The organism is Leisingera daeponensis, assembly GCF_019801465.1.
In the GTDB taxonomy this organism is placed as follows: domain Bacteria; phylum Pseudomonadota; class Alphaproteobacteria; order Rhodobacterales; family Rhodobacteraceae; genus Leisingera; species Leisingera daeponensis_A.
The window spans coordinates 16,732-37,560 of sequence record NZ_JAHVJA010000003.1 but is presented as its reverse complement, the minus strand read 5'-3'; the positions used below and the strand labels follow the sequence as shown (position 1 = coordinate 37,560).

At 63.3% G+C, this 20,829-nt stretch carries 22 protein-coding genes; 11 read left to right on the top strand and 11 right to left on the bottom strand.

Annotated features, from left to right (window positions below; translation table 11 throughout):
• Nucleotides 1–359: 359 nt before the first annotated feature.
• Entirely contained in the window at nt 360–980 is a 621-nt protein-coding gene (locus KUV26_RS08460) for a TIGR02466 family protein (RefSeq protein ID WP_222504413.1), read from the bottom strand.
• A 131-nt stretch (nt 981–1,111) separates the two neighbouring features.
• A complete protein-coding gene (locus tag KUV26_RS08455; protein WP_222508039.1) occupies nt 1,112–1,444 on the bottom strand; it encodes a hypothetical protein in 333 nt (110 codons plus the stop codon).
• Nucleotides 1,445–1,753: 309 nt separating this feature from the next.
• Here KUV26_RS08455 and KUV26_RS08450 point away from each other — a divergent pair, with 309 nt between their 5' ends.
• Nucleotides 1,754–2,515 (top strand): hypothetical protein, encoded by a 762-nt coding sequence (locus KUV26_RS08450; RefSeq protein WP_222508038.1) that lies wholly within the window; start codon nt 1,754–1,756, stop codon nt 2,513–2,515.
• A gap of 78 nt (nt 2,516–2,593) precedes the next feature.
• Here KUV26_RS08450 and rplP read toward each other — a convergent pair whose 3' ends face one another.
• The 6 genes from rplP to KUV26_RS08420 all read right to left on the bottom strand — a co-directional run bounded on the left by rplP (nt 2,594) and on the right by KUV26_RS08420 (nt 6,508).
• The gene (rplP, locus tag KUV26_RS08445; protein WP_019297988.1) at nt 2,594–3,007 is read right to left on the bottom strand and encodes a 50S ribosomal protein L16; all 414 of its coding nucleotides are present in this window, start codon (nt 3,005–3,007) and stop codon (nt 2,594–2,596) included.
• Nucleotides 3,008–3,019: 12 nt separating this feature from the next.
• Complete coding sequence (gene rpsC, locus KUV26_RS08440) at nt 3,020–3,730, bottom strand: 30S ribosomal protein S3 (protein WP_019297987.1); 711 nt, start codon at nt 3,728–3,730, stop codon at nt 3,020–3,022.
• A complete protein-coding gene (gene rplV, locus KUV26_RS08435; protein ID WP_008557868.1) occupies nt 3,730–4,110 on the bottom strand; it encodes a 50S ribosomal protein L22 in 381 nt (126 codons plus the stop codon). Before rplV ends, rpsC begins: the two co-directional genes overlap by 1 nt.
• A gap of 3 nt (nt 4,111–4,113) precedes the next feature.
• The gene (gene rpsS, locus KUV26_RS08430; RefSeq protein WP_008554066.1) at nt 4,114–4,392 is read right to left on the bottom strand and encodes a 30S ribosomal protein S19; all 279 of its coding nucleotides are present in this window, start codon (nt 4,390–4,392) and stop codon (nt 4,114–4,116) included.
• Nucleotides 4,393–4,395: 3 nt separating this feature from the next.
• The gene (gene rplB, locus KUV26_RS08425) at nt 4,396–5,238 is read right to left on the bottom strand and encodes a 50S ribosomal protein L2 (protein WP_019297986.1); all 843 of its coding nucleotides are present in this window, start codon (nt 5,236–5,238) and stop codon (nt 4,396–4,398) included.
• Between the two features lie 343 nt (nt 5,239–5,581).
• Entirely contained in the window at nt 5,582–6,508 is a 927-nt protein-coding gene (locus tag KUV26_RS08420; protein ID WP_222508037.1) for a LysR family transcriptional regulator, read from the bottom strand.
• A gap of 278 nt (nt 6,509–6,786) precedes the next feature.
• Between KUV26_RS08420 and KUV26_RS08415 the strand changes: the two genes are divergently transcribed.
• Nucleotides 6,787–8,439, top strand: a complete 1,653-nt coding sequence (locus tag KUV26_RS08415) for an ABC transporter substrate-binding protein (RefSeq protein ID WP_222508036.1) — start codon at nt 6,787–6,789, stop codon at nt 8,437–8,439.
• Between the two features lie 105 nt (nt 8,440–8,544).
• On the opposite strand, the gene KUV26_RS08410 is transcribed toward KUV26_RS08415, so the two are convergent.
• The gene (locus KUV26_RS08410; RefSeq protein ID WP_222508035.1) at nt 8,545–9,594 is read right to left on the bottom strand and encodes a permease; all 1,050 of its coding nucleotides are present in this window, start codon (nt 9,592–9,594) and stop codon (nt 8,545–8,547) included.
• Between the two features lie 55 nt (nt 9,595–9,649).
• The gene (locus tag KUV26_RS08405; protein WP_222508034.1) at nt 9,650–9,967 is read right to left on the bottom strand and encodes an ArsR/SmtB family transcription factor; all 318 of its coding nucleotides are present in this window, start codon (nt 9,965–9,967) and stop codon (nt 9,650–9,652) included.
• 863 nt (nt 9,968–10,830) lie between these two features.
• On the opposite strand from KUV26_RS08405, the gene KUV26_RS08400 reads away from it, so the two are divergent.
• The 7 genes from KUV26_RS08400 (at nt 10,831) to KUV26_RS08370 (ending at nt 16,229) form a co-directional block, all read left to right on the top strand.
• Nucleotides 10,831–11,274, top strand: a complete 444-nt coding sequence (locus tag KUV26_RS08400) for an Hsp20/alpha crystallin family protein (RefSeq protein WP_222508033.1) — start codon at nt 10,831–10,833, stop codon at nt 11,272–11,274.
• 26 nt (nt 11,275–11,300) lie between these two features.
• Nucleotides 11,301–11,702 carry an Hsp20/alpha crystallin family protein gene (locus KUV26_RS08395; protein ID WP_222504421.1) on the top strand — a complete coding sequence of 134 codons (402 nt, stop codon included), beginning with the start codon at nt 11,301–11,303 and terminating at the stop codon, nt 11,700–11,702.
• Between the two features lie 36 nt (nt 11,703–11,738).
• Nucleotides 11,739–12,248, top strand: coding sequence for an Hsp20/alpha crystallin family protein (locus tag KUV26_RS08390; protein ID WP_222508032.1), 510 nt, complete (start codon nt 11,739–11,741; stop codon nt 12,246–12,248).
• Nucleotides 12,249–12,314: 66 nt separating this feature from the next.
• On the top strand, nt 12,315–13,712 hold the full coding sequence (locus tag KUV26_RS08385) for a DegQ family serine endoprotease (RefSeq protein WP_222508031.1): 1,398 nt from the start codon (nt 12,315–12,317) through the stop codon (nt 13,710–13,712).
• 22 nt (nt 13,713–13,734) lie between these two features.
• Nucleotides 13,735–14,295, top strand: coding sequence for a nucleotide exchange factor GrpE (locus KUV26_RS08380; protein WP_222508030.1), 561 nt, complete (start codon nt 13,735–13,737; stop codon nt 14,293–14,295).
• Between the two features lie 3 nt (nt 14,296–14,298).
• A complete protein-coding gene (gene htpX, locus KUV26_RS08375; RefSeq protein ID WP_222508029.1) occupies nt 14,299–15,201 on the top strand; it encodes a protease HtpX in 903 nt (300 codons plus the stop codon).
• 77 nt (nt 15,202–15,278) lie between these two features.
• Nucleotides 15,279–16,229 (top strand): DnaJ C-terminal domain-containing protein, encoded by a 951-nt coding sequence (locus KUV26_RS08370; protein WP_222508028.1) that lies wholly within the window; start codon nt 15,279–15,281, stop codon nt 16,227–16,229.
• Between the two features lie 78 nt (nt 16,230–16,307).
• Here KUV26_RS08370 and KUV26_RS08365 read toward each other — a convergent pair whose 3' ends face one another.
• Nucleotides 16,308–17,318, bottom strand: coding sequence for a substrate-binding domain-containing protein (locus KUV26_RS08365; RefSeq protein WP_222508027.1), 1,011 nt, complete (start codon nt 17,316–17,318; stop codon nt 16,308–16,310).
• A gap of 111 nt (nt 17,319–17,429) precedes the next feature.
• Here KUV26_RS08365 and KUV26_RS08360 point away from each other — a divergent pair, with 111 nt between their 5' ends.
• Nucleotides 17,430–19,757: a DUF1989 domain-containing protein gene (locus KUV26_RS08360; RefSeq protein WP_222508026.1), complete on the top strand. Its 2,328-nt coding sequence runs from the start codon at nt 17,430–17,432 to the stop codon at nt 19,755–19,757.
• A gap of 37 nt (nt 19,758–19,794) precedes the next feature.
• Complete coding sequence (locus KUV26_RS08355) at nt 19,795–20,760, top strand: glycine betaine ABC transporter substrate-binding protein (RefSeq protein ID WP_261398779.1); 966 nt, start codon at nt 19,795–19,797, stop codon at nt 20,758–20,760.
• Nucleotides 20,761–20,829 lie beyond the last annotated feature (69 nt).

Here is a 20,829-nt window from a genome sequence, read left to right as displayed (position 1 = left end):
TCCAAATGCCATCCGTCCGGAAGCTAGGGGAGCCGTAGGCGTGTCTCACCGCGTTCTATCATCATAGCACCGCGGAATGTTCTGAAACGCTGGATGTCTCCAATGGCAACTTCGCCGCAAGTCCCCCGCTTATCCACTGCCAGAAACCGCCGGGTGGGTATCACATAGGCGGATAAGCGGAAGGCCCTGTGAATACACAGCCAGATCACCGAAGCAACCGGTGCACAAAAAGCAATAATCACAACTTCGGTGAGCGCGTGTACAGACTGCACAAGCTGCTCATCCTCACAGAGTTTGGCCGGCGCATGATCGTACTGAGGCGAAGCACCCTGGGATGGCAGGCGACATAGAAACGCTGATCAGCCCCACTTGTAGTTGAAGCTGACCGAGATCCGCTCCTCCTCGGCCATGTTCATCGGCACCTCGTGGCGGATGAAGCTTTCCCACAGCAGCACGTCGCCCACGCTGGGCGACTGGTAAACAAAGGTCTTCAGCTCCTGGCGGCAGTCCTTCACGCGCGGCGGGTGCGCCATCATCATCGCGTGGCGCGGGTCCTCCAGCTTGAGCGCCGAGGCGCCTTGAGGCATCGACACATAGGTGGTGCCGGAAATCACCGAATGCGGGTGGATGTGGCTGGCATGGGTGCCGCCCTCGGGCAGGATGTTGATCCACAGATCCTCCAGCACCAGCGCGCGGCCGTCCAGGTCCAGCTCCAGATCCCCGGCAAAGGCCGCGACGTGCCGGTCCAGCGATTTCACCAGATCGGCGAAGATCGGGAACCGCCAGGGCAGATCGGTGAGCGACGCGTAGGAGGTGTAGCCGGGATAACCGTTCTCCTCGCACCAGTCCTGGCCGGCATCGTCGTCGCCGGCGATGACAAGGCAGGAGTTTTCCAGTTCCTGCGCGTCAACCTTGGGTCCGAATTCGGACAGCTGCGCGCGGTAGAGGCGGGTCACGAAGAGCGATTCAATCTGGGCCATGGCGCCGTGATAGCGCAGCCCGCCGGCATTGGCGAGATGCATCCGGCCGCAGCAGAAGGCTTCCTGTCAGCCCCACAGGCTGCCGGGAAGCCGCCGCCCGGGCCCCGGCCAATACCCCCCCCCCTGCCCTGTCAGCCCTCGACCACGGAAATCGGGCAATCGCGGTGCGCATTGGGCATACCCACGTGATGCGGGTTCTGAACCAGATACCAGACCGGCGCATACCCGGGCGCCTGGGTGCGCGAATAGGTGCAGCCGTCCGGCGACGTCCAATGCGCGGCCCTGCCGTCGCGGGACACGCTCTCCTGCGAAATAAAACTGTTCACCATTTCCCGTTTCGCCACAGGGTTCCGGTAATTCGTGGCAGGGCCGAACATTTGCGACAGGTCGTTGCGGTCAAATTCCATCGCTCCGCAGGCTGAGAGGCCCAGGCACAGGGTTGCGGGAACAATCATCCGTTTCATCGGCAGTCCTCGTACTCGCTTCACACAAACCGCCCCGGCCAGCGTCAGCAGCACCTCCACCATGAGAGGAGCGATCCAGGCCCGAGCAACCTGAAGATTAGAGTGGGAACAAATGCTGTACATCATATTAACGTCAGGAAATCGCCTAAAAAGCGAAGCAATTCGCTGCCCCCACCGGCCCTGAGACACAGCACTCGCCGGGCGGGCAACCTTGCGGTAAAGGCCGCCGCGCTCCTGCCCCGGCTTACCGCAAGTTAACACCCGTTGTGCAGAATGCCTCCGGACCGCACTTCAGAAGGCGTTGGAACATTGCATACCATCTACGAAGACGAGCTCCTGCGGGTTGAAGCCCTGAAACCGCAGCCGGCGCCCGAAGGCGGCACTGCGCTGCTATCCTTTCCAGGCATCGGCCAGAAGACGGAGCTGGTTGAAGCGCAGAAGCCCGAGTTTGCCGGCACCGGGCGCGGCTTCGCCAATGCCGTCTTTTGCTATGACAAGACCCGCTCCTGGGGAAACCGGCTGGATTGGGACGTGCTGACCAGCGCTGTCAGGAAGGCGGCTGGCGGCTGCACGCTGTATTCAATTGGCAACAGCATGGGCGGGTATCTGGCTATCGCCGCAAGCGCCTACCTGCCCATCACCCGGTCAATTTCCTTCGTGCCGCAATTCACCGTCGATCCGGATGCCGAGCCGCATGACAGGCGCTGGCGGATGTACTCCAAGACGATCAAAGGCTTTCCGATGAAACCGGCCTCATACTATTTCGTGCCGGAGACCGAGTATTTCATTTTCTCCAGCGGGAAGGGGATGGATGGCAAGCATGCGCAATTGTTTCCGAAGGCCCCCAACATTCACCACTGGGTTTTCCCCGGCGCGGGGCACGGCCTGGCAGCGGCCCTCAAAGAACAGGGCGAACTGGACCGCTGCATTCAAAGCTGTTTCGCCGGGGATACCGGCTTAGCCTTCCCGCAAGATACCCAGCGGCTGAGCCCCGGCGGGGAGGCGGTGCAACTCCCCCCGGCCGCCGCCCTGACCCCGACCGGCAATGGAGCCGCTGCACTCCCGGCTTGACCCGCGCCACCCCGTCAGCACGAAAAAGCCCCCGCCGGTTTCCCGGCGGGGGCTTCTGACTTTCAGATCCGGCAGTGATTACCAGTCTTCGCGGACCACGACGCGGGTCTTGACCGGCAGCTTCATCGCCGCCAGGCGCAGGGCCTCGCGGGCGATTTCATCGCTGACGCCGTCGATCTCGAACATCACACGGCCAGGCTTAACCTTGGCTGCCCAGTAGTCCACGGAGCCTTTACCTTTACCCATACGGACTTCGGTCGGCTTCGAGGTCACCGGAGTGTCCGGGAAGATACGGATCCAAACACGGCCCTGGCGCTTCATGTGGCGGGTCATGGCACGGCGGGCAGCTTCGATCTGGCGTGCAGTCACACGCTCAGGCTGGGTCGCCTTCAGGCCATATGTGCCGAAGTTCAGGTCGGAACCGCCTTTTGCCAGGCCGTGGATCCGGCCCTTGTGCATCTTGCGGAATTTAGTGCGCTTTGGCTGAAGCATCTCAAATCCTCCTTAGCGACGGCCGCCACCAGCACCACGGGGTGCAGGGCCGTCCTGGATTTCTTGTGCTTTACGGTCACGCGCCGAAGGATCGTGCTCCATGATCTCGCCTTTGAAGATCCAGACCTTGATCCCGATGATCCCGTAGGGGGTCATCGCTTCGGAATGTGCGTAATCGATGTCGGCACGCAGGGTGTGCAGCGGCACGCGGCCCTCACGGTACCATTCGGTACGCGCGATTTCCGCACCGCCCAGACGGCCAGCGACGTTCACCCGGATACCCAGGGCGCCCATGCGCATGGCGTTCTGCACGGCCCGTTTCATGGCACGGCGGAAGGACACACGGCGCTCCAGCTGCTGAGCGATGGACTCGCCGACCAGCTGAGCGTCCAGTTCCGGCTTGCGCACTTCAACGATGTTGAGGTGCAGCTCGGAGTCGGTCATCTTGGCAATTTTCTTGCGCAGGACTTCGATGTCCGCGCCTTTCTTGCCGATGATGACGCCCGGACGGGCAGTGTGAATGGTCACGCGGCATTTCTTGTGCGGGCGCTCGATGATGACGCGCGCGATGCCAGCCTGCTTGCATTCTTCCTTGATGAACTCGCGGATTTTCAGGTCCTCGAGCAGCAGATCACCGTAGTCTTTGGTGTCGGCGTACCAGCGGCTGTCCCAGGTGCGGTTGACCTGAAGGCGCATGCCGATCGGATTGACTTTCTGACCCATTAGGCTTGCTCCTCAACTTGACGCACCTTGATGGTGATCTCCGCGAACGGCTTCAGGATTTTGCCGAACCGGCCGCGGGCACGCGGACGGCCGCGCTTCATGGTCAGGTTCTTGCCAACCCATGCCTCGGCGACGATCAGCTCATCGACGTCCAGGTTGTGGTTGTTTTCAGCATTCGCGATGGCGGACTGAAGGCATTTCTTCACGTCCTGGGCGATCCGCTTGTTGGAGAAAGTCAGGTCGGTCAGGGCCTTCTCAACTTTCTTGCCGCGGATCATCTGAGCCACCAGGTTCAGTTTCTGCGGGGAGGTACGGAGCATGCGCAGTTTTGCCATTGCTTCGTTGTCTGCCACGCGGCGGGGGTTCTTTTCCTTGCCCATGACTTACTTCCGCTTCGCTTTTTTGTCTGCGGCGTGGCCATAATAGGTGCGGGTCGGCGAGTATTCACCGAACTTCTGACCGATCATGTCTTCCGAGACGTTGACGGGGATATGCTTCTGGCCGTTGTACACACCAAAGGTCAGGCCGACGAATTGCGGCAGGATGGTGGAACGGCGCGACCAGATCTTGATCACTTCATTGCGGCCCGATTCACGCGCTGCTTCGGCCTTTTTCAGGACGTAAGCATCAACGAAGGGGCCCTTCCATACGGAACGTGCCATGGATTAGCGGCCTTTCTTCTTGGCGTGGCGCGAGCGAACGATGAGCTTCTGCGACGCCTTGTTTTTGTTGCGGGTCCGTTTGCCCTTGGTCGGTTTGCCCCAGGGGGTCACCGGGTGGCGGCCACCGGAGGTCCGGCCTTCACCACCGCCGTGGGGGTGGTCGATCGGGTTCATGACGACACCACGCACGGAAGGACGCTTGCCCTTGTGGCGCATACGGCCGGCTTTACCGAAGTTCTGGTTCGAGTTGTCCGGGTTCGACACGGCACCGACGGTGGCCATGCATTCCTGGCGGACCAGGCGCAGTTCGCCCGAGGACAGGCGGATCTGAGCGTAACCGCCGTCACGGCCAACGAACTGAGCGTAGGTACCGGCTGCACGGGCGATCTGGCCGCCTTTGCCGGGCTTCATTTCGATGTTGTGAACGATGGTACCGATCGGCATGCCCGAGAACGGCATTGCGTTGCCCGGCTTGATGTCGGCTTTTGCAGACGCGACGACCTTGTCGCCGACAGCCAGACGCTGCGGCGCCAGGATGTAGGCTTGCTCGCCGTCTTCGTATTTGATCAGCGCGATGAATGCGGTCCGGTTCGGGTCGTATTCGATCCGCTCAACGGTGGCCGCTACATCAAATTTGTTCCGTTTGAAGTCAACGATCCGGTAGAGGCGCTTTGCGCCGCCGCCACGGCGGCGTGCAGTGATCCGTCCGGTGTTGTTCCGGCCGCCCGATTTGGTCAGACCCTCAGTGAGAGATTTGACCGGACGCCCTTTCCAAAGCTCCGAACGGTCGATCAGAACCAGCCCACGCTGGCCCGGCGTCGTCGGTTTATACGACTTGAGTGCCATGCTTTCTGTCTTCCGTTTAGCGTGCCAGGCCTTAGGTTCTTGTCTTTGGCCCAGCTATGTTGAAGCCCCCCGAAGGTGGCCAAGTTATAGGGCCCCGAAGGTCCCCGAGTTCGAACATCCTGACAAACATAACGACCCCGGAAACGAATCCGGGGTCTTCAGGATGGATGGCGTTTAACAGACTCGCCGGGGGGTGGCAATGACAGAGTTCCGGCTGCCCGGCAAATGATCCGGGAGCCGCCGGAATGCTGCGCCGGGTATCATTTTCCCGACAGCTTCTTGGCCGCCGCAGCAGGCCGAGACGAGCCGCCGGCCCCGCGCCCAACACGCGGATCAGGCCCGCTCAATGCAAGCCCGCAGAATGTTCCGCAATCCAGTCGAACACCAGGCTCGGGCCGCGCAACCGGCTGGAGTGGTCGCGCGACATGACATAGCCTGCGTTGCTGGTCACAATGTCCTCTGTCACCTGCACCAGCCTGCCATCTTGCAGCAGGTTGTCGATCAGCCCCAGCCAGCCCAGTGCGATACCGTCCCCGGACAATGCGGACTGCACCACCATGTCGTAATTGTTGAAGCTGATGTAATTCCTTGACCGCTCCCCGGCAATGCCAAGGCTGTCGAACCAGCCTTGCCAAGTCTGCCACTCTGCCGACGCCGGCTTGGACAGGCTCAGGAGCTGGCAACCCAGCAGGTCCGCAGAACCGGCCACCTTGCCATGCGCCGCCAGATAGGAGGGGCTGCACACCGCAGCCACCCGCTCCTGCAGCAGCATCACATCGCCATCGCCCATAGGGCTTTTCGGGCCGACGTGGATCTTGATGTCGCAATCCTCGCTGCTGTCATCCGGCGGCACCTGCGAGGCAAGGATCTGCAGTTCGATCTCATCTCCCAGCTCTGCCCGCAGGTGCGACAAGCGCGGCAGCAGCCAGAAACTGGCAAAGGCAAAATCCGAAGATATCCGCACCTTCGGCCGCGACTTCCGCTCCAGCAGCGAGGCCACCGAATTTCCCATTTGCGCCATGGCCGGGCGGACCACATTCAACAGCCGCGCGCCCTCGTTTGTCAGTGACACGCCGCGGTGCTCGCGCCGGAACAGGGCAACGCCCAATTCGGTCTCCAGGCCCTTGATCTTCTGCGACACCGCCGACTGCGTCAGCCCCAGAGCCTCGGCGGCGCCGGTGAAATTCCCATGCCGGGCCACCAGGTCGAACGTGTGCAGCGCAACCAGGTTGTAGCTCAGCTTCCTATTAATGCCGCTAAGGTCTCTCATTAATTTTTGCCTACTGCAAAAGACGCAGCTTTTGTACCAGAAATTTCCTTGCGTAAGCTCTGCTAAGACCGCTGGCGCGGCCGGATCACCGCAGCAGATCTAGGACCGCAGGGAGATTCGATGCCGTTCCAGCCTTTTGGCGCATTTGCCGCCAGGACAACCGCCGGGCAAGCCCCCGTACCCGGTCCCCAGATGGCGGCCGCTATTCTCCCCCTCACCTACTTCAGACGGAGCCAACCCCGGCAGCAGCTGCGCGCAACCACAACAAGGACCTGGAAATGACCGAATTCTTCAACAGGGAAACCCTTCACCCCGCGATCCGGATGCATGCGGAAGAAGTCGCCCGGCACAAGCTGGACCGCCGCGAGTTCCTGAGCCGCGCGACCGCACTGGGGGTAACCGCCTCTACCGCTTACGGGCTCATCGGCCTCAGCCAGCCGGTGCAGGCCGCGGCCAGCGTGCAGGAGGGCGGCACCATCCGCATTCAGCAGGTGGTTCGCGCGCTGCTCGACCCGCCGCTGTTCAACTGGCCGCAGCTGGGCAACCTGGTCCGCGGCTATCTTGAATACCTGGTGCAGTATAACGCCGACGGCACCTTTGAACCGCGGCTGCTGGAAAGCTGGGAGGTCAACGAGGACGCCACCGAATACCTGCTGCACATCCGCCCCGGGGTGAATTGGAACGACGGCCGCGGCACCCTGACCGCCAAGGACGTCGCCTATAACTTTGCCCGCTGGTGCAACGGCAAATGGGAAGGCAATTCGATGGCCGCCCGTATGGGCTCGCTGCAGAACGAGGCAGGCGACGGCCCGGCGGAGGGGGCGCTGGAGATCGTCGATGACCTGACGCTCAGGCTGAACCTGACCCGCCCCGACATCACCATCATTCCGGCGGTGACCGAGTATCCCGCCGCCATCGTGCCGGACGGCTGGTCGGGCGACCCGGGCACCGATCCGGTCGGCACCGGCCCCTACAAGCTGGCCGAATACGAAGTCGGCGTGAAAGTTGTGCTGGAAAAGAACACCGATCATCAATGGTGGGGCGAAGGCGCCCATCTGGACCGGATCGAATTCATCGACTACGGCACTGACGGCGCCACGCATCTGTCCGCCGCCGAGGCCGAAGAAATCGATATGGTCTACGAGACCGTGGGGGAATACGTCGACATCTTCACCTCCATCGGCTGGAATGTGAGCGAGTCGGTCTCCGCCAATACCCTTGTGCTGCGCACCAACCGTGATGCGGAGGTGAACGGAACCCAGCCCTACGCCGACGCCCGCGTGCGCCGCGCTCTGGCGCTGGCCTGCGACAACGCGGTGCTGCTGGAACTCGGCTATGACGGCCGCGGCACATTGGGCGAGAACCACCATGTCTGCCCGATCCACCCGGAATATGCCGACATCGGCGCGCCGGAGCGCGATGCAGAGGCCGCCCGCCAGCTGATGGAAGAAGCCGGGATGCTCGATTTCGAGCACGAACTGATCTCGATCGACGACGACTGGCGGCGCAACACCACGGATGCGCTGGCCGCCCAGATGCGGGACGCAGGCCTGAAGGTCAACCGCACGGTGCTGCCCGGCAACACCTTCTGGAACGACTGGAACAAATACCCGTTCAGCTCCACCGACTGGGGCCACCGGCCGCTGGGGGTGCAGGTGCTGACGCTGGCCTACAAGACCGGCGTCGCCTGGAACGAAACCGGTCTCGCCAGCGCCGAGTTCGACAGCATGCTGGAAGCGGCCTCGGCCATTGCCGACGCGGACACCCGCCGCGCCCACATGGAGAAGATCGAACAGTTCATGCGCGAGGACGGGACGATCATCCAGCCGTACTGGCGGTCTCTCTACCGGCACGCGCGGCCCGGAGTTGCCGGCGCCGAGAGCCACCCGATCAACGAGATCCATGTCCATAAGCTGGCGCTTGAGGCTTAACTGACCTGGCAGGGCCTGAACCGGCCGGGTTCGGGCCCTGCCGGTTCAGGCAGACCGGCTCCAAAACCGCTGACCGTCAGCGGTTCTGGCCGGGATGGCTTCCCCTCAGACTGCGTGCCAGAGCTGGTAGAGCAGCCCCGCGGCAACGGCGCCGGAGAGCGACAGCCCGAGGTAGAGGGCGAAGACCTTGGGTTTTGCCAGCGCCCAAACGGCCATGGCCGCCGGGATCGAGGTGACGCCGCCGGCCACCAGGAAGGCAAGACCGGCACCCGGTGCCATCCCCTGCTCAATCAGCCCGCCGACCAGCGGCAGCGCGGCATAGCCGTTCAGATAGGCAGGCACCCCCACCAGTGTCGCGGTGACGATCGGCAGCAAGCCCTCGCCGCCAAGGGCGGAGGTCACGGTCTCTGCCGGGATCCAGGCCAGCATCAGGCTTTCCAGAATGAAGGCCAGCAGCAGCCACTTGGCCAGAAACAGGGTCGTGGTCCAGGCGGTCGTGGCAAATTTCGCCCGGCGCTCCGCCTCATGCCAGAACTTCCAGACCACTGGCTTGGGCGCACGCATTTTCGAGCCGCCGCAGCCGCCGTTGCCGACGCCAGCGCGCAGCGGGTCGGTCAGTGCGCCGCCGCGGCTCAGCAGATGGACTGTGAGGCCGCCGAACAGGCCGAGGCCAATGGCCGCAAGGGTTTTGGCCACGGCGACCTCGGCTCCCAGCACGCCCGCGGTCAGGAAGAACATGGAGGGGTCCATGATCGGCGAGGCCAGCCAGAACGCCATGACGGCGGACAGCGGCACCCCCATCGACAACAGCGCCGCAATCAGCGGGATCACCCCGCAGGAGCAGAACGGCGACAGACCGCCGGCCAATGCCCCCAGCACAATCATCAGAAGCGGCGAGCCGGTAAAGGCTTTTGCCACCAGGTTGTCCGCCCCGGTTGCTCCGGCCCAGGCTGCGACCGCGATCGAGAACAGCAGGTAAGGCGCGGTATGGGCCAGAGCCGCGCCTGCAAAGACCGCACTGTCCGCGGATTGCGCCGGGTCGAACAGGGCCAGCAGCAGCAGGATGGCCGCGGAGGCCGCCCAGACCCGCTGGACCTTGAGAAGTTGCCAGACGGCAGCGCCGGGCCTCAGTGTGTTTTCTGTTGCGGTAGTCATTTCTAAATCACCGGTTTTGTAGTTTCTTTTGGGCAAAGAAAAGGCCGCCTGTTGCTCAAGCGGTCCCCTCCTTTTCAGACGGGGTCACGCCCGCGCAGCATTCCGACGTCAGAAAGTTCACGACGGACAGCATGACGGGGTAATCGACCCGGTTGAACACTTCGCGCCCGCGCTTTTCTTGCACCACCAGCCTGGCATCCACGAGTGTAGACAGGTGATGCGCCAAGGTGGAGGCGGCCAAGCCCAGATGCTCAGCAATGTCGCCGACCCTCAATCCGTCCTCCCCGGCTTTTACTAGCAACCGGAAGATGGCCAGGCGGGCGTCGTGACCCAGGGCGGCAAGGGCGCGGGCGTTGGAACTTGATATTGTCATGAGGCAAAAAATAACCAAAAAACCGGTTTTGTCAATATTCGAGAGCGGGTGTCTCACGGACGCCACCGCCGCCTGAAGCAATTGACGCCGCTTGGCCTGCAAGGAGAACGTTGCCGCAGTCAAACCAAGGACGGCCTTGTTTCTCCGCTGCCGGCCCAGGAAACCGGACGGGAGCGGGCCCCGGGAAATTGGTACCTTGCGAACTGGAGAGTCGCCGTTTTTCAACTTGCCTGGCTGAGCTTGAAAGTGCCGAAGCTCACTATTCCGAGCTTCGGTCTGAGAGTGCGGAACCGGCCCTCATCGCAGCGTCACCGGCCCGCTGAACCTTGGACGAGTCTTGTGGAAGCTGTGGAGCGGATACAAGCAGGAAGCTCCATGCCAAAAGAAGCATTTTGTGAAGCTTCTGGTTCAATGCCTCATGAATAGAGACTTCGGCCGGCAGGCTTCAAACAGCTTTGCAGGGCTCAAGCTTGGGATCCGGTTTGGCATAACTGCGGCTTGAAATGTGGCAAAAGTCCGCCCGGTGAAAGGTTTCGGCATTCAGAGCCCGATTTGTGCAACATAGCCGGGTTGACATCTCCTTTTTGCCTCCCATCTGAAATTTTGGGGATGCCGAAGGCGGGTCCCCAGGTAGTGGACACCGGACGGCTGGCTGCCAAGCGGCTCTCCGAATTGCTGCCACACCGGCTGCCGGCGCTACAGATAGCCGGGCTGGTTTCCTGTGCAGTGTTCCCTCCTGCGGCCTGCCGCCTCGTCTCCCCGAAAATTCGATTGCCTGCCCGGTCCCGCCGGCCCTGTTGCCGTGCCGGACACCTGGATCGGGCCGGAAGTTTCTGAACTGGAATGGGAAAGGAGGAACCGAAATGCTTCAGTCAACCTTAGCACCGTTCAGGGCACTCGACCCCTTCGCCGACATGCGCCGGATGCAAAGCGACATGAACGAACTGTTCAATGGCTATGGTCTGGCCCAGCGGCCTCAGGTCTATCCTGCGGTGAATTTCTGGGCCGGACAGGACAGCATCGTACTGACCGCAGAACTGCCGGGCCTCTCCGAAGACGACATCGAACTGACGGTAAAGGATACCACCGCCGTGCTGCGCGGCAGCTATCCGGAGCGGGCGTCCGGCGAAGATGTGGCCTGGCGCCGCCGCGAACGGCCGTCAGGATCGTTCTCGCGGACCGTCGAACTGCCCTTCCGGGTTGATCCGGACCGGGTCGACGCGCGGTTCAGGAACGGAGTGCTGACCGTTGAGATGCAGCGCCCGGAAGAGGACAAGCCCAAACGCATTAAGATTAAAGCGTCATGAAATCCGCAAAACGAAAGGAGGAAAAAATGGCACAGGAACTGACTGCCCAAGGCGGCCGTGAAGTCACCCGCGGAGAGACAGGCAGCAGCCGCACGGCGATGACGTTCATGCCCGCCGTGGACATCTTCGAACAGGGCGAAGTGACGGTGATCATGGCCGATATGCCGGGCGTTGCACCCGATGACATGGATGTGACGCTGGAGCGGCAGGTGCTGACCCTGCGCGGCCATGTCCGGCCGCATGCTCCCGAGGGTTACCGGCGGATCGCCGCGGAATACCGCGAAGGCGACTACGAACGTGCTTTCACCCTGTCCGACGAGGTCGATCAGGACAAGATCAAGGCCGATTTCAAGCATGGCGTGCTGCGGTTGGAGCTGCCGCGCGCAGCCGAGGCCAAACCCAAGAAAATCCCGGTAAAAGCCGCGTAAGGTTGCCTCACCGAAAGAGCAAAGGAGGAACTCATCATGCAGATCAGCGATCTCATCCCGTGGGGTCGTGACAAGGAAAAGACCCCTGCATCAGAAACCGGCCGCCCGTCGAACCCGCTGGCCGTTCTGCAGCGCGACATCAACAACGTGTTCGAGGACTTCTGGCACAAGGTCGAAAGCGGCTGGAATGGCCGCAGCAGCGCGATTGGCATGTTCGGCCCCAGCACCGATGTCTCGGAAGCGGATGACAGCATCGAGGTGACGGTAGAACTGCCCGGCATGTCGGAAAAGGACATCGACATTTCCATGTCGGGCGACGCCATCACCATCCGCGGCGAGAAGAAGGTCGAACACGAGGAGAAGCGCCGTGGCGTCTATATGTCCGAACGCTCCTACGGGGCCTTCTACAGGACCATTCCGCTGCCGCCGGGAGTCGATACGGACAAGGCCGAGGCGACCTTCAAAAACGGTGTCTTGACTGTTGCACTGCCCAAAACTGCAGATGCCCAGGCCAAGGTCAAGCGCATCCCGGTCAAGGCAACCTGACCCCGCGCAAGCCGCCCGCGGCGGCCGGCCCGCCGGCCGCCATCTTTCCGCGTAAGGAGAGTTCATATGCGTTCGATCGTTTTTCAAACCGGCCGGGCCATTGCGCTGCTTTGCGTTGCACTGGCACTCGGCACCGCTCCGGCCCCCGCGCAGCCGGCAGACCGGCCCGTGTTCCTGAATGAAGACGGCCTGCCGACACTGGCGCCGCTGCTGGAGCAAATCACCCCTGCGGTGGTCAACATTTCCGTTGAAAGCCGCCAGAAAGCTGAAATGAACCCGCTGTTCAACGATCCGTTCTTCCGGCGCTTCTTCGACATGCCGCCCCCCCAGACCCCTACCCCGCCCAGGCAGATGAGCGCAGGTTCCGGGGTAATCGTTGATGCGGAGAAGGGGTACGTGCTGACCAATCATCACGTGATCGACAACGGCGACCGGATCGTGATCACGCTGAAGGACCGGCGGCGCTTTGATGCCGAGCTCGTGGGCAGTGACCCCGGCACCGACATCGCGCTGTTGCAGATCGAAGCCGAGAACCTGAAAGCGCTCGAGCTTGGCGACAGCGACCGGCTCAGGGTCGGGGACTACGTGCTGGCCATCGGCAACCCCTTCGGCCTCGGGCAAACCGTGACCTCGGGCATTGTCAGCGCCTTGGGCCGCAGCGGTCTTAGCGTTGATGGATACGAGGATTTCATTCAGACCGACGCCTCGATCAATCCCGGCAACTCCGGCGGTGCCCTGACCAGCTTCGACGGGCGCCTGGTGGGTATCAACACCGCCATCATTGCCCCCTCGGGCGGCAATGTGGGGATCGGCTTTGCCGTGCCGGCTAATATGGCGCGGGCGGTGATGGATCAACTCATCGAGTTCGGCGAGGTGCGGCGCGGCCTGCTAGGCGTGATCATCCAGGATTTCACCCCAGACCTTGCCGAGGCGCTGGATATTGATACCGCCTCAGGCGCAGTGATCACCCAAGTGGAACCCGGCAGCGCGGCCGGGGAAGCCGGGCTGCAGCCTGGAGATCTGATCGTCTCGGTTGACGGGCGGGCAGTGGCCGGCTCGGCGGATTTGCGCAGTCAGATCGGGCTGAAGCGGGTTGGCACGGAAGTTGAACTGGACGTCATCCGCGACGGCACCGCAATGACGCTTAGCGCCACGCTGCGCGAAGGCGGGGCGATTGCTGCGGCAGGCGACCGCAGGTTTGACCGGCTGGCCGGCGCCGAACTGCGCAACCTGCAGCCGGGCGACCCGGACTTCGGCGAACTGGAAGGCATTCTGGTCACCCGCATGGATCCCGGCAGCCGCGCCGAAAGCTCCGGGCTGGAGGCCGGCGACATCATCCTGGCTGTGAACCGCAACCCGGTCAGCTCGGTCACCGAACTGCGCCGCGAGCTGTCCCGGGCTGATGGCGCCCTTGCGCTGACCGTTCAAAGGGGCGGCGCCCGTATTTTCCTGGTGATGCGATGAGATTGCCGAGGAGGTGATGCTGATGACAAACGAACGATCCCCTAAGGAGAAAAAGCCGCTGCCGGATACAGTACCTGTGCAAGCAGCTGCGGACACGTCCGCTGCCCCGCCGGTCGGAGGGGATGCTGATGAAGTCGCACGTCTGACCGAGCGCCTCAAGCAGGCGCTTGCGGACGCCGAGAACAACCGCAAGAGGGCCGAAGCCGCCCGTCTCGAAGGGTTTGATCAGGGCGTGGTGCAAGCCGTTCGCGCTTTTGCCCCCGCGCTGGACGCGCTTGCGCTGGGAATCGCGGCAGCACAGGATTCGCCGGATGCGGAAGATCCGCGCGTGCGCCACCACCTGGAGGGGTTGCGCAACATCCGCGCCACTTTCGAGGCGGCGCTGAACGTACTTGGCATCGATGTGGTCGCGCCGGAGAACTGCAGCTTTAATCCCGCATGCCACGAGGCGCTGGCGACGGCGGCCCGCCCCGGCATCCCTGCCGGTCAGGTCATAGAACTGCACCGCCCCGGCTTTGCCCTGAAGCAGCGGCTGATCCGCCCGGCCCAAGTCACAGTCAGCGGCGGCGGCAAGGAGGTTTGAGCAATGCTGCGAATTGCCCTGTTCCTGGGAACCAACCTGGGCATTCTTGCCGTGTTGTCCGTTACATTCCGGCTGCTGGGATTTGAAGGTCTGCTTCAGGCCAATGGCGTTGACCTCGACCTGCAAGCCCTGCTGGTGTTCTCGGCTGTGATCGGCTTTTCCGGCTCATTGATCTCGCTTTTCCTGTCAAAATCAATGGCAAAGTCGGCGATGGGGGTCCGGATCATCACCCGGCCGCGCAACCGGACTGAGCACTGGCTGCTGCAAACCGTGCAGGACCAGGCGCGGCGGGCGGGCATCCGGCAACCGGAAGTCGGCATATTCGACTACCCCTCGCCCAATGCTTTTGCCACCGGCTGGAACCGCGACGCGGCGCTGATCGCGGTCAGCACCGGGCTGCTGAATCAGATGCGGCCGGACGAGATCGAAGCCGTTCTGGGCCATGAGGTGAGCCATGCCGCCAATGGCGACATGGTCACACTGGCGCTGATTCAGGGCGTGGTGAACACCTTTGTGATCTTCCTGTCGCGCCTCGCGGGCTTTCTGGTTGACCGGCTTGTCCTGCGGGTCGAGCGCGGCCACGGCCCGGCGTTCTGGATCGTCTCGCTTGTGGCCGAGCTTGTGCTGGGTGTCGCTGCCATGGCGATTGTCATGTGGTTCTCGCGCTGGCGCGAATTCCGCGCCGACGCAGGCGGGGCGGCGCTGGCCGGGCGGGCCAGTATGATTGCCGCGCTGGAGCGGCTGCGGACGCTGCAGAACAGCCGGCCGCTGCCGGACGAAATGCGGACACTCGCGTTTGACGCCGGCCGGGTGCAGGCCCTTTTTGCCAGCCATCCGCCGCTTGAACGCCGGATCATGGCGCTGAAAGCCGCTGGCAGCACCGCGGGCGCGCCGGCGCGGGAGTGAAATTCCATGCGGCATCCTACCTTTGAGGCAGCAGCGGGGCGTCCGGCAGCGAGCGCCCAATGCAGAGGAACCTGAACATGACAGACGATCCGTACAAGGTGCTTGGGGTTTCGCGGGACGCGACACAGGCTGAAATCAAGAAGGCCTACAGAAAGCTTGCCAAGTCGCTTCACCCCGACCTGTCGCCCGGCGACAAGGCCAAGGCAGCCGAGTTCCAGCGCGTGGGGGCCGCCTATGACATTATCGGCGACCCCGGAATGCGGCGCCGGTTCGATGCCGGCGAAATCGATGCCAGCGGCCAGGAACGGCCGCAACGGCAGTACTACCGCAGCTACACAGGGACAGACCGCGAAGACCGCGGCCGCCCGGCAGGCGGCTTTGGCGACTACGAAGATATCTCAGACCTTTTCGGAGGCATCTTTGGGCGCAGGCACACCAGCGGCGGCACCCGCGGCTTTGCCCCCCGCGGAGCGGACCTGCGTTACCACCTCGAGGTCGATTTTCTGGATGCCGCGCGCGGCGCCAAACGCACGGTGCCGCTGCCGGATGGCCAGACGATCGAGCTGACGATCCCGCCGGGGGTGCGGGACGGCCAGACCCTGCGTTTGCGCGGCAAGGGGCGGCCTGGAGGCGGCAACATCCCGGCAGGCGATGCCTATGTGGAAATCGGAGTGCGCCCGCACCCGCTGTTCACCCGGATCGGAAACGATATCGAAATTGAGCTTCCGGTCACGTTTGACGAGGCGGTTCTAGGCGCGCGGGTCGAGGTGCCGACCATATCCGGCCCTGTTACGCTGGCGCTGCCAAAAGGCTCCTCTTCCGGCCGCCGCCTGCGGCTCAAGGGAAAGGGGATAACCGCCGCCAAGGCCCGGCCGGGTGATCAGTTTGTGCGGCTGAGGATTGTGATGCCGGACCAGATTACCGGCGACATGGAAGAGCTGGCGAAGCGATGGCGCGAGACGGCCCGGCACAACCCGCGGGAAGGATTGGGGCGGCATAGAGGGTCCGGGGGCACGCGAAGCCGCTGACCCCCTGTGACCCGCCGGCTTTCTTCCCGGCGCCTGCTGCAGGTGCCCTGCCGCCTTGTACGCCGGCAGGGCCGGGCCTCAGGCAGGCCGGCCCGTCGAATCCCGGACAACCAGCCGGGATTCAAGCAGAACGGGTTCAGGCAAGGTCTGCGCCTCCAGCCAGGAGGACAGAGCATCGGCCGCCACGATCCCCATCTGGCTGACCGGCAGATGGACGGTTGTGAGCCCAGGCGAGGTATGGGCGGAGCCAGGCAGGTCATCAATCCCCATCAGCGACACTTGCGCGGGCACAGCGATGCCGCGGCGCTGCAGCTCATACAGCGCGCCGGTCGCTTGCACGTCGGACATGCAGAGAATTGCGGTGGTGTCCGGCCGTGCCTCCATCACGCGCTGCACGCCATTGCAGCCGCCCTCGATCGACAGCGGTTCGAGATGGAACATCAGCTCTGCGCCGCCTGGCTGGCGGCGCAGAGCCTCGACGCGGGTGCCGGTCCTGTCGTTGGTTTCGGTCGGCCCGTGAATCACCGAGATGCGGCTGTGGCCCAGGGAGGACAGATGCGTCAGCGCGCTGAGTGCAGCGGCGGCGTTGTCATAGCCGATGGTGGGCAAAGCAAATCCGGGATCGAAGCAGGAGGTGGCCATTGCCGGGATCTCGCCGCGGTCGATCAGTTCGTAAAGCGCGGCATCGTGCGTGACCCCGGACACGATCAGCGCCTCGGCGCCGATGTCGACCAGAGTCCGGGCCTTTTCCACTTCGGTCTCCGGAACGCCGTCGGTGGTGGAGACGATCAGCGACAGACGGTGCTTGCCCAGCTGACTTTCGAGCCGCGACAGGTAGCGGGCGAAGATCGCGTTGTCGAGAGTCGGCACCAGCGCGCCGACGAAACGGGTACGGCCGGTACTGATCGCGCGGGCGGCAGCACTGGGCATGAAGCGCAGGCTGTCCATCGCGCCCTGCACCTTTTTGCGGGTCGCCTGCGAAACCGCTTCAGGTGAATTCATCACCCTGGAAACGGTTGCCACCGAAACGCCTGCGGCGGCGGCAACATCCCGAAGGTTAGCTTTCTTTCTGGTCGCTTTTCCGGTCATGCCCGCCTGCTTTCTGTTGTCCGTTTTCTCGGCTGTGAGGAAATTCTTGACACATGTAACCGGTTTCATCAACCATGTAACCGGTTACATAACTGAGATTCGGACACTGCAATGACCTGCTATGGCGTGCTGCACGACTTTGACAACATGGGGTTTCAGACCCCAGTGAGAGCGTTTCCCGGCTTCCGGAAGGCGCGCGAGGGAGTGGCCCGCGTGCTGGCGCCGCGAGAGCTTCTGAAACAGGAGCTGCGGGCCGGCGACCTGCTGTCGCTCGAAGGGCCAGGGCAAGGCGCCGCGCTGCAGATCGCCGTTTTTGATGCCGCCGGGCGCCCGGCGCTGGCGGCGCTAGGGCTGCAGCCTGATGCGGAACTGGCGCAGGAGACCTGCGATATTGCGGAGCTGCTGGGCTGGATCAGCGTCAATGGCGGCGATAGCGCCGCGGGGATTCCGGCTTGCACGGCCAAGCTGACCGGAGAGCCGCTGCTTCTGAAAGCGGCAGCGGAGGTCACCGCATGGATCTGTTGCCCGGCCAACCGGGAGCAGCTGGCATTTGGCGGGTCAGCAGGCAATGCCACGGTAACCTGGCAGCCCGCGGCAAGTAACACGCCGCTGCTGCCGCCGCTGCTGGGGGATACCCGCGACGAATTCACCGTCAGCCGCGCCACGGCCATGTCTTACGAGGTCAAAAAAGGCGAAATCATCCAGATCATCGACGTGCAGGGGCAGCAATGCTCGGATTTCACCGCTTTCAACGCTGCGGAACTGCAGCGCGGAGAGGAAAAGATGATCGACGGCACCGCGACCCGTTCGATGGTGCGCCGCGCCTATCCGGGGCCTGGACTGCTGGACAAGTTCTTTGACCGGGACATGCGGCCGCTGCTGAACGTCGTGCAGGACACCTGCGGGCGGCATGACACCTTTGGCCTTGCCTGCACCGCGCGCGGCTACGAGGAGCGCGGCTTTCCCGGTCACGTGAACTGTTCCGATAACATCTCGGAATCACTGTCCCGTTTCGGCATCGCCCGGCGATCCGCCTGGCCCGCCATCAACTTCTTCTGGAACACCTGGGTCGACCCCCATTCGCATCACATCATGACCGAGGAGTCCCACTCCCGGCCCGGCGACTATGTGGCGATGCGGGCGCTGGAGGACCTGGTCTGTGTCTCCACCGCCTGCCCGGACGACATAGATCCGATCAACGGCTGGAACCCGACCGATGTCCATGTGCGCATCTACCGTCCCGAAACACCCCTGCGCCGCGCTGTTGCCTACCGCGAAAAGGAAGACGCCCCGATGTCGATCAGCCAGAACTCCGCATTCCATGAACGGCTTGAACCGTTGACCCAGCATTTTGCCCCCGCGCGTGATCTCTGGGCGCCGGTGAGTTTCCCGTCGCATGGAACCACCGGCGAATACTGGGCCTGCCGCAATGCGGTCACGGTTCAGGATATGAGCGGGCTGCGGAAATACGACATCGCCGGCCCCGATGCCGAGGTGCTGCTGCAGCGGGCGACCACCCGCAACGTGGCCAAGCTGGCGGTCTGGCGCGGCTCCTACACACTGATGTGCGACGAGGCCGGCACGGTGATCGACGACGGCACCCTGTTCCGCCTGGCCCCCGACCTGTTCCGCTGGTGCTGCGGCTCGGAGGAAAGCGGCCGGGTGCTGGAAACGTTGGCGCAGGAAATGGGACTGCAGGTCCGTATTCATGACATGCGCGGGGCGATGCCCAATCTGGCGATCCAAGGCCCCAAATCGCGGGATCTGCTGCGCAAGATCACATTTACCCAGCCGCATGTGCCCCAGCTGGATCAGCTGAAATGGTTCGGCGTCACGGTCGCCCGCCTAAACGACCGGGAGGGAGCGCCCTTCATGCTGTCCCGCTCCGGCTACACAGGTGAACTGGGTTACGAGATCTTCTGCTCCAAGGCAGATGCCCTGGCGATCTGGGATGCGGTGATGGCGGCGGGAGAGGAATTCGGGATCACCCCGATGGGCTCCGCCGCATTGAACATTATCCGGATCGAGGCCGGTCTGGCTGCCGCCAATGCGGAATTTGCGCCGGGCGTGGATGCATTCGAGGCCGGGCTGGGCTTCGCGGTTGACCTGAGCAAGCCCTCCTTCACTGGCAAGGCGGCGCTGGAGCGCAATGCCCGCGAACCGCGCCGGGTGCTGAAAGGCCTGCTCCTTGGCTGCTACGACGTGCCGCTGCACGGCAGCCCCGTATATCAGGGCGAGCGGCAGGTGGGGGTGGTGACCTCCGCCACCCGGTCACCCTCGCTGGAACACGCCATCGCCATCGCCCGGCTGGGCGTCGAACACGCCGGGAATGGCGCCCGGCTGGAAATCGGCCAGCTGGACGGGCGGATGAAGCGCCTCGGCGCTACTGTCACCGATATTCCCTTCATAGACCCGCAGCGAAAGCGGGCCCGCGCCTGAGCGCGCAACCTCAACCCCAACAGGAGAGACAAGACCAATGAAGATGCTGACTGGATTGACTGCCGCGACGGCCCTGAGCTTGAGCGCCGCGGGTGCCATGGCACAGGAGAAGGTTATGGTGGGCGAGCCGAGCTGGCCCGGCGCCAAGGTGATGAGCCGGGTGATCGGCCAGGTGATCGAGACCCGCCTAGGCGGCGAAGCCGGCTATGCCCCCGGCGCCAATGCGGTGATCTTTGCCGCCATGGACGGCGGCCGCGGCGATATCGACGTGCATCCGGACGTCTGGCTGCCCAACCACCTGTCCTTTACCGAGGAATATGTTGATCAGAAAGGCACCGTCGGCCTGTCCTCGGGCAGCTACCAGGGCCGCACCGGCTTCTGCACGCCCACCTACATGGTCGAGAAGCATGGCATTTCGTCCGTTTTCGACCTGGCCACGCCGATGGCGCAGGAGTTGTATGACACCAATGGCGACGGCAAGGGCGAGATCTGGCTCGGCGCGACCGGCTGGGCCTCGACCAATGTGCATAAAGTGAAGGTGCGCGACTACGGTATCGAAACCTTTCTCGAGCCCTCGACCGAGGACGAAACAGTGTTCTACGCCCGCCTGAAGGACGCCATCGATCAGGAACAGGGCGTGGTCTTTTACTGCTATGAGCCGCATTACGTGCATGCGCTCTACGACGTAACCATGATTGAGGAACCGGAGCACAATCCGGACACCTATACCATGCTGCAGCCGGATCAGGATTCCGACTGGTACAACAAATCCTCGATTACATCAGGCGACCCGGTCAAGACGGTGACCGTGGCCTATTCCAAATCGCTGGAACAGCGGAACCCGGCGGCGGCCGCCTTCCTGAGCCGGATCGACATGGACTCCGGCGAGCTGTCCAAACTCACCTATCAAGTGGTGATCCAGGGCCAGGAGATCGACGCTGCGGTGTCGGACTGGCTGGCCGCCAACGGCGAGACTGTTGACGGCTGGCTTGGCCTGAACTGATCCCATCCATTGGCACCTGCCGCCCGCGCGGCTGCAGGTGCCGGCACGAGACTTCAAAGACAGGGGAAG

Bases quoted from the DNA above. Each gene is read 5' to 3' on its own strand.
- KUV26_RS08460 (WP_222504413.1), bottom strand. From the start codon at position 980: ATGGCCCAGATTGAATCGCTCTTCGTGACCCGCCTCTACCGCGCGCAG.
- KUV26_RS08455 (WP_222508039.1), bottom strand. From the start codon at position 1,444: ATGAAACGGATGATTGTTCCCGCAACCCTGTGCCTGGGCCTCTCAGCC.
- rplP (WP_019297988.1), bottom strand. From the start codon at position 3,007: ATGCTTCAGCCAAAGCGCACTAAATTCCGCAAGATGCACAAGGGCCGG.
- rpsC (WP_019297987.1), bottom strand. From the start codon at position 3,730: ATGGGTCAGAAAGTCAATCCGATCGGCATGCGCCTTCAGGTCAACCGC.
- rplV (WP_008557868.1), bottom strand. From the start codon at position 4,110: ATGGGCAAGGAAAAGAACCCCCGCCGCGTGGCAGACAACGAAGCAATG.
- rpsS (WP_008554066.1), bottom strand. From the start codon at position 4,392: ATGGCACGTTCCGTATGGAAGGGCCCCTTCGTTGATGCTTACGTCCTG.
- rplB (WP_019297986.1), bottom strand. From the start codon at position 5,238: ATGGCACTCAAGTCGTATAAACCGACGACGCCGGGCCAGCGTGGGCTG.
- KUV26_RS08420 (WP_222508037.1), bottom strand. From the start codon at position 6,508: ATGAGAGACCTTAGCGGCATTAATAGGAAGCTGAGCTACAACCTGGTT.
- KUV26_RS08415 (WP_222508036.1), top strand. From the start codon at position 6,787: ATGACCGAATTCTTCAACAGGGAAACCCTTCACCCCGCGATCCGGATG.
- KUV26_RS08410 (WP_222508035.1), bottom strand. From the start codon at position 9,594: ATGACTACCGCAACAGAAAACACACTGAGGCCCGGCGCTGCCGTCTGG.
- KUV26_RS08405 (WP_222508034.1), bottom strand. From the start codon at position 9,967: ATGACAATATCAAGTTCCAACGCCCGCGCCCTTGCCGCCCTGGGTCAC.
- KUV26_RS08400 (WP_222508033.1), top strand. From the start codon at position 10,831: ATGCTTCAGTCAACCTTAGCACCGTTCAGGGCACTCGACCCCTTCGCC.
- KUV26_RS08395 (WP_222504421.1), top strand. From the start codon at position 11,301: ATGGCACAGGAACTGACTGCCCAAGGCGGCCGTGAAGTCACCCGCGGA.
- KUV26_RS08390 (WP_222508032.1), top strand. From the start codon at position 11,739: ATGCAGATCAGCGATCTCATCCCGTGGGGTCGTGACAAGGAAAAGACC.
- KUV26_RS08385 (WP_222508031.1), top strand. From the start codon at position 12,315: ATGCGTTCGATCGTTTTTCAAACCGGCCGGGCCATTGCGCTGCTTTGC.
- KUV26_RS08380 (WP_222508030.1), top strand. From the start codon at position 13,735: ATGACAAACGAACGATCCCCTAAGGAGAAAAAGCCGCTGCCGGATACA.
- htpX (WP_222508029.1), top strand. From the start codon at position 14,299: ATGCTGCGAATTGCCCTGTTCCTGGGAACCAACCTGGGCATTCTTGCC.
- KUV26_RS08370 (WP_222508028.1), top strand. From the start codon at position 15,279: ATGACAGACGATCCGTACAAGGTGCTTGGGGTTTCGCGGGACGCGACA.
- KUV26_RS08365 (WP_222508027.1), bottom strand. From the start codon at position 17,318: ATGACCGGAAAAGCGACCAGAAAGAAAGCTAACCTTCGGGATGTTGCC.
- KUV26_RS08360 (WP_222508026.1), top strand. From the start codon at position 17,430: ATGACCTGCTATGGCGTGCTGCACGACTTTGACAACATGGGGTTTCAG.
- KUV26_RS08355 (WP_261398779.1), top strand. From the start codon at position 19,795: ATGAAGATGCTGACTGGATTGACTGCCGCGACGGCCCTGAGCTTGAGC.